This window comes from Paenibacillus sp. FSL P4-0127 (genome assembly GCF_038007325.1).
GTDB lineage: Bacteria > Bacillota > Bacilli > Paenibacillales > Paenibacillaceae > Fontibacillus > Fontibacillus macerans.
Genome location: NZ_JBBOWY010000001.1, coordinates 4850204 through 4862598, shown reverse-complemented (window position 1 = coordinate 4862598; position 12395 = coordinate 4850204). Strand labels below are relative to the sequence as shown.

At 55.7% G+C, this 12395-nt stretch carries 10 protein-coding genes; 9 read left to right on the top strand and 1 reads right to left on the bottom strand.

Annotated features, from left to right (window positions below; genetic code table 11):
- The first annotated feature begins 17 nt into the window (after positions 1 to 17).
- The 6 genes from NYE74_RS21925 to NYE74_RS21900 all read left to right on the top strand — a co-directional run bounded on the left by NYE74_RS21925 (position 18) and on the right by NYE74_RS21900 (position 7408).
- Positions 18 to 836: an MBL fold metallo-hydrolase gene (locus NYE74_RS21925; protein WP_051985499.1), complete on the top strand. Its 819-nt coding sequence runs from the start codon at positions 18 to 20 to the stop codon at positions 834 to 836.
- A 207-nt stretch (positions 837 to 1043) separates the two neighbouring features.
- Complete coding sequence (locus NYE74_RS21920) at positions 1044 to 2087, top strand: galactose ABC transporter substrate-binding protein (protein WP_036623731.1); 1044 nt, start codon at positions 1044 to 1046, stop codon at positions 2085 to 2087.
- A gap of 166 nt (positions 2088 to 2253) precedes the next feature.
- The gene (locus NYE74_RS21915) at positions 2254 to 3765 is read left to right on the top strand and encodes a sugar ABC transporter ATP-binding protein (protein ID WP_036623730.1); all 1512 of its coding nucleotides are present in this window, start codon (positions 2254 to 2256) and stop codon (positions 3763 to 3765) included.
- A 24-nt stretch (positions 3766 to 3789) separates the two neighbouring features.
- The gene (gene mglC, locus NYE74_RS21910) at positions 3790 to 4800 is read left to right on the top strand and encodes a galactose/methyl galactoside ABC transporter permease MglC (RefSeq protein ID WP_036623729.1); all 1011 of its coding nucleotides are present in this window, start codon (positions 3790 to 3792) and stop codon (positions 4798 to 4800) included.
- Positions 4801 to 5313: 513 nt separating this feature from the next.
- Positions 5314 to 6282: an IS1595 family transposase gene (locus NYE74_RS21905; protein WP_341005173.1), complete on the top strand. Its 969-nt coding sequence runs from the start codon at positions 5314 to 5316 to the stop codon at positions 6280 to 6282.
- Positions 6283 to 6889: 607 nt separating this feature from the next.
- On the top strand, positions 6890 to 7408 hold the full coding sequence (locus NYE74_RS21900; protein ID WP_036623727.1) for a CAP domain-containing protein: 519 nt from the start codon (positions 6890 to 6892) through the stop codon (positions 7406 to 7408).
- A 21-nt stretch (positions 7409 to 7429) separates the two neighbouring features.
- On the opposite strand, the gene NYE74_RS21895 is transcribed toward NYE74_RS21900, so the two are convergent.
- Positions 7430 to 8467, bottom strand: a complete 1038-nt coding sequence (locus NYE74_RS21895) for a PocR ligand-binding domain-containing protein (protein ID WP_036623726.1) — start codon at positions 8465 to 8467, stop codon at positions 7430 to 7432.
- Positions 8468 to 8644: 177 nt separating this feature from the next.
- Here NYE74_RS21895 and NYE74_RS21890 point away from each other — a divergent pair, with 177 nt between their 5' ends.
- The 3 genes from NYE74_RS21890 to NYE74_RS21880 all read left to right on the top strand — a co-directional run bounded on the left by NYE74_RS21890 (position 8645) and on the right by NYE74_RS21880 (position 12375).
- Positions 8645 to 9787: a glycerol dehydrogenase gene (locus NYE74_RS21890; protein ID WP_036623725.1), complete on the top strand. Its 1143-nt coding sequence runs from the start codon at positions 8645 to 8647 to the stop codon at positions 9785 to 9787.
- On the top strand, positions 9784 to 11553 hold the full coding sequence (gene dhaK, locus NYE74_RS21885; RefSeq protein ID WP_036623724.1) for a dihydroxyacetone kinase subunit DhaK: 1770 nt from the start codon (positions 9784 to 9786) through the stop codon (positions 11551 to 11553). The genes NYE74_RS21890 and dhaK overlap by 4 nt, the downstream gene beginning before the upstream one ends.
- Positions 11554 to 11703: 150 nt before the next feature.
- Positions 11704 to 12375: a PspA/IM30 family protein gene (locus NYE74_RS21880; RefSeq protein WP_036623723.1), complete on the top strand. Its 672-nt coding sequence runs from the start codon at positions 11704 to 11706 to the stop codon at positions 12373 to 12375.
- Positions 12376 to 12395 lie beyond the last annotated feature (20 nt).

Sequence of the window (12395 nt, the reverse complement as noted above, 5' to 3'; positions counted from 1 at the left end):
CTAGGAGGATATCCGCGATGGAAAGAAGTTTGCTGGCCACGGGATTGGTGGATACGGTACGGGTGGCCGAAGATGTATGGAGCGTCCGCATGCTCATCGTTAATGTCTGTTTCGTCGGGAATGCGAAGCAAGGGGATTGGGTGCTGGTGGATACCGGAATCGGGCCTTTGACGGGAGCGTTATCGGAGGAAGCCGAGTCCGTCTTTCACCGGCCGCCGGCATGCATCGTTTTGACGCACGGCCATTTCGATCATGTCGGGGGCGTGAAAGAGCTCGCGCAAAAATGGAATGTACCCGTATATGCCCACCCCGCGGAGCTGCCCTATTTAACGGGGGGAAAAGATTACCCGGAGGGCGACCCTACCGTCGGCGGCGGCCTGATGGCGGGCGTAGCTCCGTTATACCCCAACCGGGCGATCGATTTGGGCGAGCGGGTTCATCCATTGCCGGATGATGGCCAAGTGCCCGGAATGCCCGAATGGAAATGGATTCACACGCCCGGACACAGTCCGGGGCACATCGCGTTGTTCCGCGAGCAGGACCGATTCCTGATCGCCGGCGACGCCTTCATCACCGTCAAGCAGGAATCGGCGTTGGCCGTAGCCGCGCAAACGGTGGAGGTGCACGGTCCGCCGATGTATTTTACGCCGGACTGGCCGGCGGCCGGGCGTTCGGTGGAGCGCTTGGCGGCGCTCTCGCCGGAGTCGGCGGTGACCGGGCATGGGCAGCCGCTTGGCGGGGAAGCCTTGCGCGCCGGGCTGAGGCGTCTTGCCGAGCATTTTGAAGAGCTCGCGGTCCCCGAGCAGGGAAGATATGCCGCAGAAGGGATGCGTTAACCCTTGGCAGCAGAAACAATCGGCAGCAAGCCGTTCGGAACCTTCCGAACGGCTTGCTGTTTTTCGTTTTCCACATCAACCTCATTAGAATTTTTATAGAACATCTCAGAATTTTAGATTCGAATACGACACAAACCGTTGCATAATGAAAACGTATCCAAGGGAGAACTTACAGAAATCCAAAACGATGCAGGAGGTCAGATACGAATGAAAAAGATGACTACGGTAATGTTGGCTGCGGCCATGCTGGGCGCAACGATGGCGGGCTGCTCCAACGGCGGGAGCTCGGCGAGCGGCGGCGGCAACGGAGGAGGAAGCTCAACGCCGAACGTCGGCGTGGCGATTTACAAATTTGACGATACGTTTATGACCGGCGTCCGCAACGCGATCGAGAAAAACGCGGACGGCATCGCAAAGGTGGATATCGTAGACAGCCAAAACTCGCAGCCGACGCAAAACGACAAGATCGATTTGTTCCTAACGAAAAAGACGAACGCGCTGATCGTCAATCCGGTGGACCGGACGGCGGCAGGCGTCATTATCGACAAGGCGAAAGCGAAGGATACGCCGGTGGTGTTCCTGAACCGCGAGCCGCTGCCGGAAGATATGAAGAAATGGGACAAAGTGTATTATGTCGGCGCGAAAGCCGAAGAATCCGGCACCCTGTCCGGACAAATCATCGTGGACTACTGGAAATCGCATCCTGAAGCCGACAAAAACGGCGACGGCGTGCTGCAGTACGTCATGCTGAAAGGCGAACCTGGACACCAGGACGCCGAGCTGCGCACGCAGTTTTCCGTGCAGGCGATTGAAGACGCCGGTATCAAAGTGGAGAAAGTCGCTGAAGACACGGCGATGTGGGACCGCGTAAAAGGCCAGGAAAAAATGGCCGCGTTCCTTGCCGCAAACGGCGACAAAATCGAAGCCGTGCTGGCCAACAACGACGATATGGCGCTGGGCGCAATCGAAGCTTTGAAAGCGGCCGGCTACTTCACGGGCGACAAGTACATGCCGGTTGTCGGCGTAGACGCCACGGCTCCGGCGATTCAGGCGCTTGAACAAGGCACGATGCTGGGAACGGTGCTCAACGACGCCGAGAACCAGGGTAAAGCCGCCGTAACGCTTGCCTCCCTGCTGGCCAAAGGCGAGGAAGTGAACAAAGACTCCGTCGGATTTGAAATCACCGACAATCAATACGTCTGGATTCCGTACCAAAAAGTGACGAAGGAAAACGCGGCCGACTTCAAATAAGCTATGCGGCGGCCTGCTGGGCAGCGCTTCTCATCATCATAAGGTTCATGGGAGGCTTTAGCGCCACACGGTGCGAACCTCCCGGTTCTTTTTACAGGGATAGGATGCCGGAGGAAACGAAACTGGCCTCTAAAGTTTATTAGACCATAGAAAGGGGCGATAAAGGATGGCTGAACCGAAATTTATGCTGGAGATGAAGGGCATCTCCAAGGAATTTCCCGGCGTTAAAGCGCTGGACGGGGTAACGCTGCAGGTGAGACCCGGCACCGTACACGCGCTGATGGGCGAAAACGGGGCGGGCAAATCGACGCTTATGAAATGCCTGTTCGGCATTTACAAGCCGGACGGCGGAGAGATTTTTATCAAGGGGCAAAAAGCGGAAATCGGCAATTCCAGCGATGCCTTGAAGCTCGGCGTTTCGATGATTCATCAGGAGCTGCATCCGGTGCCTTTCCGCAATGTGATGGAAAATATTTGGCTTGGCCGTTTTCCGCGTATAGGATGGGGTCCTTTTCAATTCATTGATCACAAGAAGATGTACAAGGACACGGAAGAGCTGTTTAAGCAGCTTGATATCGATTTGCAACCCGATACGATCGTCGGCAAGCTGTCGGTTTCCAAAGTGCAATCGATCGAGATTGCCAAGGCCGTATCGTTTAATTCGCAAATTATTGTGATGGACGAACCGACGTCATCCTTGACCAGCGTCGAGGTGGAGCATCTGTTCCGCATCATTAACGACCTGAAGAGTCGCGGCGTCGCCATCATTTACATTTCACATAAAATGGAAGAAATTTTGCGGATCTCCGACGATGTGACGATCATGCGCGACGGGAAAAAGATCGGCACCTGGCCGGCGGCGGAAATGACCACCGACCTGATCATCTCCAAAATGGTCGGCCGCGATTTGACCCAGCGGTTTCCGGATCGGCACAACGTACCGAACGGCGTCGTTATGAAAGTGGAAAATTTGACGTCGATCGATCCAAGGTCGTTCAAGGACGTTTCGTTCGAACTGCGCAAAGGGGAAATTCTCGGCATCGGCGGATTGGTCGGGGCGCAGCGGACCGAACTGATCGAAGCGTTGTTTGGGCTTCGCGAGATCAAATCGGGTACGATTTCGATTAACGGGAAGCAGGTGAAAATCCGCAGTGCCGGCGAAGCCAAAAAGCACGGTTTGGCCCTGCTGACCGAGGAACGCCGCACGACGGGGATTTTCCCGGTGCTGTCCGTTCACGAAAACGGGGCGATCGCCAACCTCAGACGTTACGTGAAGCCTTATGGCCTGCTGGACGAACGGAGGAAGAAAACCGAGGTTAACCAGATGGTTGAAAAGCTGCGGACCAAAACGCCGTCGTCCAAAACGCTCATCATGAACCTCTCCGGGGGAAATCAGCAAAAGGTGCTGCTGGCCAGATGGCTGCTCACCGAACCGGATATTCTGCTGCTGGACGAACCTACGCGCGGCATCGACGTCGGAGCGAAATACGAAATTTACACCATTATTGCGGATTTGGCGCAGCAAGGCAAAAGCATCATCATGATTTCATCCGAGATGCCCGAACTGCTGGGGATGTCCGACCGTGTCATGGTTATGTCCGAAGGCCGCCTGACCGGGATTTTGGATGGATACAAGGCCACGGAACAAGAAGTTATGCGTTTGGCGGCCCAGCATTAAGGCTTAAAGGAGGAGGAGAAAATCATGAATACGAAAAAAATTCAAGGTTTTGTGACCGAAAACGCGATATATATCGTTTTGGCCGTACTATTGATTGGCATTGCCGTATATGACCCCAGCTTTATCGGATTAAATACCCTGCGCGACATCTTGATTCAGTCCTCGACCAGGGTGATCATCGCGCTCGGCGTCGCCTTTATACTCATAACCGGGGGGACGGACCTGTCCGCCGGGCGGATGGTCGGTTTGACGGCGGTCGTGTCGGCTTCCATGCTGCAAGAAGCTGATTATGCGCGGCGTTTCTTCCCGAACTTGCCGGAGCTTCCGCTGTTCGTTCCGGTTTTGATCGCGATTGCGGTAGGTTTAGTTTTTGGCCTTATTAACGGCATCATCGTTTCCAAATTCAAGGTTCCGCCGTTCATCGCCACGCTCGGCACCATGGTCGCGATTTACGGGATCAACTCGCTGTATTTCGACACGGAGCCGAACCAGTCGCAGCCGATCGGCGGTTTGCGCGGCGATTTTACGACGATCGGTTCGGGAAGCTTGTTCGGAAACGGGAATTCCTCCATTCCTTATATCGTCCTGATCGCGATTGCGGTCTGCTTTATCGTGTGGGTTCTGTTCAATAAAACGCGGCTCGGCAAAAACATGTACGCCATCGGCGGCAATGAGCAGGCGGCCAAGGTTTCCGGGATCAACGTGGCCAGAAACCTGATCCTGATCTACTCGATCGCCGGCGCCCTGTACGGCCTTGCCGGAGTGCTGGAAGCGGCGAGAACCGGCGGCGCGACGAACAACTACGGGAACATGTACGAGCTTGACGCCATCGCGGCCTGCGTCGTCGGCGGCGTTTCGACTACCGGCGGGATCGGCACCGTGCCGGGCATCATGGCCGGGGTGCTCATTTTTACCGTCATCAACTACGGCTTGACTTTCGTCGGCGTCGGCCCTTATTGGCAGCAAATCATCAAAGGCGCGATTATCGTCGCCGCCGTAGCGTTCGATATGCGCAAGTACGCAAGCAGGAAGTAACGTTTGAATAGTTTTACGCTCTGAGGACGCCACAGCGGCGTCCTTTTTTGAAGATTATAGACTTATAACTCAACTTTCGCAGCAAAAAATCGGCAGACTCGCCTTGATGTGGCTGGGTAAAGCAGCATCCATTGCCGGAGGAAGCGTCAACGATGCAGAGGCGTCACGATCCGGCGGGGTCAGCGGATCTACCTTTTGCACCGTAGACGTTTTGAGCAGTATCATAAATCGACGCCAGGTGAGGGGGCTGTCTAAAGGGGAATGTCTTAAACGTTTGTGCCGTGGTGTCCCCGCCTGCTGCCTGCCTTTGCACGATTATCCCTTTCGTTCATGGAACAGGGGTTGGGGGGAGAGAGCAAGGGTTCCGAAAAAGAGAGGAGAAATAAACAAAAAAGATGGGAAAAAATGAGGCGGTTCAAGTGAGATTTTCGGCTTGATAAGAGAACGCGTGTTTGGTATAATGAAATAAATGGAACTTATGTTCGTGTATTCTTGATTCGGGGGCGAGCGGATATGGAAGTCATTGCGGGAACGGAACTTCAACCATTCAGCAGCCGTTTTAACAGCGAGCAGGACTGCATGGAGGCGCTAATCGCGATGAAGTGGCCAAACGGCTTCGTCTGCCCGCGCTGCCCTCACACCCGGTGCAGCCGTCTGACTTCCCGGCATATCCCCTTGTTCGAGTGCGTAAAGTGCAAGCATCAAACATCGCCTTTGGTCGGTACGATTTTTGAAGGAACGCATCTGCCCTTGCTCAAGTGGTTCGAGGCCCTGGATTTATTCCTGCTGGAGGGCGGCATCTCGGCGCTGCGGCTGAGCAAGGTGATCCGGGTCACCTACAAGACCGCCTGGTCGATGCTGCACAAAATACGCCATGCCGTGGGGGAGTCCGATGCCCGGGAGCTGCTCTCCGGAGACGTGAAGGTGAACAGCGATCAGTATGGGCGTAATCCGTCCCGGTGTCAGCTTTCGCATCCGTACGCCTCGGCGGTCGTAGCCGGCTGCACGGTCACGGAGTCGGGCGAGCCGGAGCAGGTCAAAATCCGCCTGGTGCCGCATAAGCGGGGAGGTGAAAAAAGGGCAGACCGTCAAGAGCTAACCGAGTTCATCAACGGGCATGTGGATGTCCGTACATCGGCGGTACAGTTGTTCCCTCAGGCCTTTCGGCTGTATGCGCCCTTGCGGAGAGTGGTGAGAGAGGCGTGGGAATCGCTGAAGAGTACGTATGGAGCCTTGGGGCTGAAGCATCTGCAGGCGTACCTGGAACGAATACACCGGACGCCGCCGGCTGCGCCTGCCCGGAGGACTGCCCGGAGCGGAAGAAACGATGCGGCAGAAGTTACTGCGCATGTGTGTGGCGATTCCGGCGATCCCTTACCGCCGGCTGATCGCACGCCAACCGAACCAGCCCCTTGCGGCTGCGGCCTGATCGTGATGTTTGAACGGTGGGGGTTACTTGATGCGGATCAACTTAATGGGTAGGGATTAGCATGAACAGTTCAAGCGTTGCTGCAGATGGAAGGGTTCAGGCTACAGCAAAATCACGGTCTTTTCGTTTCCTTCGCGTCTTGTCCTTGATCTCCTGTCTTGATCTCTTGTCCGGTCTGTTTTACCTCCCCTAAACCTGATTCCTTCTTCTAAACCCGTCTAAATTATCTCGAACCTATCTGCTTTCCCACCAAATATTTTTTATCCCAAGCTTGTCTTTCTCTCTGTAACCTGATCAAACGGGATAATCGTGCAAAGTCTCCGGACAGTGAGTGTTGATCTGCCGTCCCTCCCCCCACTTCCCTATCCTCAAGCTTTCAACGCCCTTCCGCGTTTCTTGCCCACGATCGGTTTGCGACTTGGCTGGCAAGCAAGGGTTATAAGGTTGAGCCAGACACCTCTTCAGCGGATGGCGGGCAAAAGTGTAAATCATACAACTAACTTTATATCTATTTACCCAACCAATCGTTTAATTGGATAGGCGTCAAAAAAGCAATTTTTCCATGTTTTGGACGCGCATCAGGACCGGCTATATGTTAAAATGTGACAAGAACAGAGAAAAAAGCCGGGCACCCATCCGGCTGAGAAGGAGTTTTAGGTCATGGGCAAACGGAGCAAAAAAATCGTAACGGCAGGGCTGTTTATCTCCCTCCTGACCACGTTGCTGGGGCCAGTTCACGGAGGCGGCAACTCGGCTCATGCGGCTGCGTCCAACAACCAATCATTGGCAGCGGCTTATGCCCGCATACAAACGGAAAACGCGTCCCAGGTCGTGGCGCTTGTCAATAAAGAACGAATCGCGGCGGGGCTGAAACCGCTCATCATACATACCAATTTGACCAAAATGGCCAAAACCAAAGCGATCGATATGTACAAAAACAATTACTTCGATCATATTTCCCCGAAATACGGCTCGCCCTTCGACATGATGGACGCGTCCAATATCACGTTCCTTTATGCCGGAGAAAATATCGCCAAAGGCCAGCGATCGGCAAAGGAAGCCGTAAGGGATTGGATGAACAGTCCGGGACATAAAGCGAACATACTGAACCCGAATTATAAACTGATCGGCGTCGGATACTACAACGGGTATTGGGTGCAGGAATTTATCGGCAAATGATCGCTATACCCCGTCGCCGCTCTATACCGGAGGTTTGTAATATTTTCGGTATAGGGCCGGCGTGATGTCCTCGAACTTCTTGAACGTTTTGATAAAATACCCCGGTTCATTAAAGCCCAGCTCATCGCTGATCTGGGCTACGGGCATATCGGTGACCCCCAGCAGTTGCTTGGCCCAACTGATCTTCAATCTGGCCAGATAAGTCGTGAAATTCTCGCCTGTCTCTTTGGTGAACAATCTGCTGAAATAACTTGGACTGAGGTGGCATAGCTCCGCCATTTGCTTAAGCGTGACCTGCTCGCTTTTGTTGCGGTAAATGTAGGCAAAAGCGGGCTGGAGCGCCTTGTTCGCACAAACATAGGATTCGGAGTCCGCATTTTTCAAATAGGCGTCGGCGATGGCGTTGGTCATCTCTTTTTTGATTGATTCGATATTTTTGATCGAGTAGCCGGGCAGAATGGTGGAGATGTTGAGAGTTTCGCCTTGCCCGTACGCTTTTTCGAACATTTCGATCAGCAGGTTCTTGTTCAGCGCCTCTTCCACAATATAGTTGCACAGCAGGAACAGCATATTGGAAACTTTGACGACCTCCTCGTAGCTCATGACCGGAAGCTCGTCGTATAAATGTCCGAGTTCGGCGCGTTTGATCCGGTACAGCTCGGAATCCTGCAGACTCAGAATCTGCTCGAGTTCGCGGGCGTTTTCCGGATCGGACAATCTCACCTGACCGGCCATCACCGCGCCGATATATTTGTCATCCACCGAGATCGGGATGGCGATGTCGATGATGTTGAAGTGGCACAGATAAACGTAAGGCGAGTTGGAGCGTACGGACTCAAGTCCCCCGCGGGAGTCGCATTTCAGACAGAACCGCAGGAGATTCGGGTCTTTGCGCACCTGCTGGCAGAAGGGCCGGCATCCGCTGTGGCTCGTGACGGGGTTGCCCTTGTAATCGACGGTCAGAATGGCCAGGTTTGTGACGGTCGCCAGCGACTCTTGAAGCCGCTTCCATTTTTGCATGTCAAGGATTTTATGAATGCGCAGATGCTCCTGAATCATGATTTCGCACCTCCCGGTGAACTTATGTCATTAGAATACCATTTATCCGGGAAAGTGCAAAATTTTACGATTGGGAATTATAATTTCCTGTCATGTTATTCCCCTATCAAGCTGCGGTTTCTCGTCTATAATCGAAGTCATCAATCCAATTTTGATCCAACCAAGGAGGAAAAGAAGATGAGAAAAGCGTTTATCAGCCCTACCAAGTATGTGCAAGGCGAGGACGAATTGCTTCAACTCGGCTATTTTGTCCGCTCTTTCGGAACGTCCGCGCTGTTGATTGCCCATCGCGACGATGTGGCCCGCGTGAAAGATAAACTGGACGCTACGGCGAAGCAGTTCGGAATTGCGTTTGTTGAAAGCGGTTTTATGGGCGAATGTTCGCGCCAGGAAGTGGCACGGCTGCAGCAGATCGCCGAGGAGAAGGGGTGCACTTGCACGGTCGGACTCGGCGGCGGGAAGGCGATCGATGCCGCGAAATGCGTGGCGCAGGGCGAAGCGCTGATCATCTGCCCGACGATTGCGGCGACGGACGCGCCCACCAGCCATTCCGCCGTGCTGTACACGCCGGAGGGAGCGTTCGACGATTATGCTTATTTCAAGCAAAGCCCGAGCGTCGTCCTGGTGGATACGACCGTGATCGCCAAGGCGCCGACTCGTTTTCTCGTCTCCGGAATGGGCGACGCTTTGTCCACTTATTTTGAAGCTCGGGCCACGTCCAACTCTTATTCGCGAGTCAATGCCAGTTTGCCGATGGGAACCCGGGAAGGCGTTTGTCCGCCGGCCGTGGGGACGAACGCGGCGCTGACGCTGGCGACGCTGTGCTACGAAATGCTGCTAAAGGACGGCGCCAAAGCCAAAGCGGCCTGCGACGCCAATCAGGTGACGCAAGCGCTGGAGAATATTGTGGAGACGAACATCCTGCTGTCCGGTCTCGGCTTCGAAAGCGGCGGCTTGGCCGGCGCCCATGCGATCCACGACGGGCTGACGATTTTGGAGGGAACACATCACTACTACCACGGGGAAAAAGTAGCGTTCGGGACGCTGGCCCAAATGGTGCTTGAAAACGCTTCCGATGAAGAGATGCGGCAAGTGCTCGACTTCTGTCTCTCCGTGGGCTTGCCGGTATGCCTGGAGGATATCGGCGTCGCTTCGATCAGTGACGACGAGCTGCGGCAAGTCGCCGAGAAGGCCTGCATTCCGGAGGAATCGATCCATTCGATGCCGTTCCCGGTCACGGTGGAGCAGGTGGCTGCGGCGATCGCTACGGCGGACCGCATCGGCAAGCAGTATAAAGCCGCGAAGGAGGCGCATCGATGAAGAAAATCATCAACCGGGCTGAGACGGTCGTGGCGGAAATGTGCGGCGGCATCGCGCTGGCGCAGCCCGAACTTGAATTCGTCAAGAAATATAAGATTATCAAGAAGAAGCGGATCAACAAGCGCAAAGTCAGCCTGATCAGCGGCGGGGGGAGCGGGCATGAGCCCGCCCACGCCGGATTCGTGGGCCGGGGAATGCTGGATGCGGCCGTGTGCGGCGATGTTTTCGCCTCGCCTTCCCAAATCCAGGTCTATCAGGCGATCAAGGCGACGGCCGGCGAGCGGGGAGCTTTGCTGATCATCAAGAACTACAGCGGGGATATGATGAACTTCAAAAATGCCGCCTTTCTGGCGAGCGAGGATGGCATTGAAGTGGAATACGTCCGGGTCGAGGACGACATTGCCGTACAGGACAGTCTTTACACGGTAGGCCGACGCGGCGTCGCCGGGACGGTGCTGGTCCACAAGATCGCCGGCGCGGCAGCAGAGGAGGGGCGGAGTTTGCGGGAAGTCAAGGCTGCCGCCGAAAAGGCCGCCTCCAGCGTGCGCAGCATCGGCTTCGCCCTGACCTCCTGCACCGTGCCGGCCAAGGGGACGCCGACGTTCGACATCGCCGCGGACGAGATGGAATTCGGCGTCGGCATTCACGGAGAGCCGGGCATCCAGCGCGAGCGCATCGCATCTGCGGATGTGCTGGCTGAGCGGATGGTCGCCGCGCTGCTGAAGGATCTGCACATCGACGGCGGGCAGGAGCAGGAGATCGCGCTGCTGATCAACGGCTTCGGGGCCACGCCTTTGCAGGAGCTGTACATTCTCAATCATGCGGTGACGCGGGAGCTGGTCAAGCGGCCTGGCCTGAACATTTGCCGGACCTTTGTCGGCAATTATATGACCAGCATCGATATGGCCGGGGCGTCCGTCTCGATCATGAAGCTGGACGCTGAATTGAAGCGCTTGTTGTTCGCGGAGAGCGAAGCGCCGGCCTTTCCAATGAGCGGCCCCGCCGGAGGCGTCGATTATGCGGATATCTTTGAGGAGAAGCGCGGCGGGGAGGAGGTCTCTTACATCGCGGAAACCCCGGCGGAAGCCGCCTTGATTCGCGGCAACGGGATCGACGCGCGGAATATGATCTTCCTGGTCGACAAGATGAGCGAAATCATCATTGCAAATGAAGTGCCGTTCTGCGAGCTCGACGCCCATGCCGGAGACGGCGATTTCGGGATGAGCGTGGCCAAGGGCTTCAAGCAGTTGAAGCGCGAGTGGCGAGAGCTCGTCGCCGGCCACGGGGAGCGGATCGGCGCTTTTCTTGAAGCGTGCTCCCTGGTGATCATGGAGCATTGCGGCGGCGCCTCCGGTCCGATTTGGGGCTCGGCCTTCCGGGCGGCCGGCAAAGCGGCCGGCGCCAAAGACCGGCTGAGCACGGCCGATATGGCCGAGCTGATGCAGGCGGCGGTGCGCGGAGTTCAGGCGACGGGGGAACGCTCTTTTGGACGCGGCGCCGTCGTGGGGGACAAGACGCTGATCGATGCGCTCGCGCCGTGCGCGGATGCCTGGACGCAGAGCGCCGCTCAAGGCGACGATATCGTGACGGCGGCGGCCAAGGCGGCGGAGGCGGCGGTGCGCGGTGCGCGGCAAACGGCGGATATCGTCGCTCGCATGGGCCGAGCGGGCACGGTAGGCGAACGCAGCCTCGGTTATCCGGACGCGGGCGCTCACGCGCTGGGCGTTATTTTCACGGAGCTCGCGGCAGCGCTGAAGCAAGCATGAAGTTTTGCCGAAACAAGACCGTCGGAGCTGTCGCTCTGGCGGCTTTTTCATCCCTGTGCTAAAAATTTTTAATAAACGCGAAACCTTCCTCCTTCGCCCTACGTAAACATTAATCAAGCAAGCAAAACCATTTGGGGAGGAAATTTAACCATGTCGATTTTTAAAAGATTGCGCGACTTGACGATGTCCAATATTAACGCTCTGATCGACAAGGCGGAAGATCCGGTCAAACTGACGGACCAATATATCCGTGACATGCAGGAGGACCTGGAGGATGCGGAAAAAGCGGTAGCCGCGCAAATCGCCATCGAAAAGAAATTCAAAGGCTTGTATGAAGAGCAGCAGGCGCTCGTCGAAAAACGTACCCAGCAAGCCCACACGGCGGCCCAGGCGCAAAACGTCGATTTGGCCCGCCGCGCCCTGGAAGAGAAGAAAGCGGCCGAAGCGAAGGCGGCGGAATACAAAGCCAGCTATGAGCAAAACAAAGCGGCGGCCGACAATCTCCGCGCCAAGCTGGACGAAATGCGCAAACAGTTGACGGAAATGAAAAATAAACGCGAAACGCTGGTGGCGCGTTATAACGCGGCCAAAGCCCAGAACGAAATCAACAAGGCGATCGGCGGTTTTAATTCGGACACTGCGGCCAGCGGCCTGAAGCGGATGGAAGAAAAAATGCTGCAGATGGAAGCGCAGGCGGAAGCCAGCAACGAGCTGGCCTCGAAAGGCAAGTCCCTGGACGAGGAATTCGCCAGCCTGAACAAAGACAGCGAGGTAGAAGCGGAATTGGCCGCTTTGATGAAGCAATACGAGGACAAGAAATAACGACGACGAACCAAGAAGTG

Coding starts and splice junctions, on each gene's coding strand:
- NYE74_RS21925 (WP_051985499.1), top strand. CDS start 18: ATGGAAAGAAGTTTGCTGGCCACGGGATTGGTGGATACGGTACGGGTG.
- NYE74_RS21920 (WP_036623731.1), top strand. CDS start 1,044: ATGAAAAAGATGACTACGGTAATGTTGGCTGCGGCCATGCTGGGCGCA.
- NYE74_RS21915 (WP_036623730.1), top strand. CDS start 2,254: ATGGCTGAACCGAAATTTATGCTGGAGATGAAGGGCATCTCCAAGGAA.
- mglC (WP_036623729.1), top strand. CDS start 3,790: ATGAATACGAAAAAAATTCAAGGTTTTGTGACCGAAAACGCGATATAT.
- NYE74_RS21905 (WP_341005173.1), top strand. CDS start 5,314: ATGGAAGTCATTGCGGGAACGGAACTTCAACCATTCAGCAGCCGTTTT.
- NYE74_RS21900 (WP_036623727.1), top strand. CDS start 6,890: ATGGGCAAACGGAGCAAAAAAATCGTAACGGCAGGGCTGTTTATCTCC.
- NYE74_RS21895 (WP_036623726.1), bottom strand. CDS start 8,467: ATGATTCAGGAGCATCTGCGCATTCATAAAATCCTTGACATGCAAAAA.
- NYE74_RS21890 (WP_036623725.1), top strand. CDS start 8,645: ATGAGAAAAGCGTTTATCAGCCCTACCAAGTATGTGCAAGGCGAGGAC.
- dhaK (WP_036623724.1), top strand. CDS start 9,784: ATGAAGAAAATCATCAACCGGGCTGAGACGGTCGTGGCGGAAATGTGC.
- NYE74_RS21880 (WP_036623723.1), top strand. CDS start 11,704: ATGTCGATTTTTAAAAGATTGCGCGACTTGACGATGTCCAATATTAAC.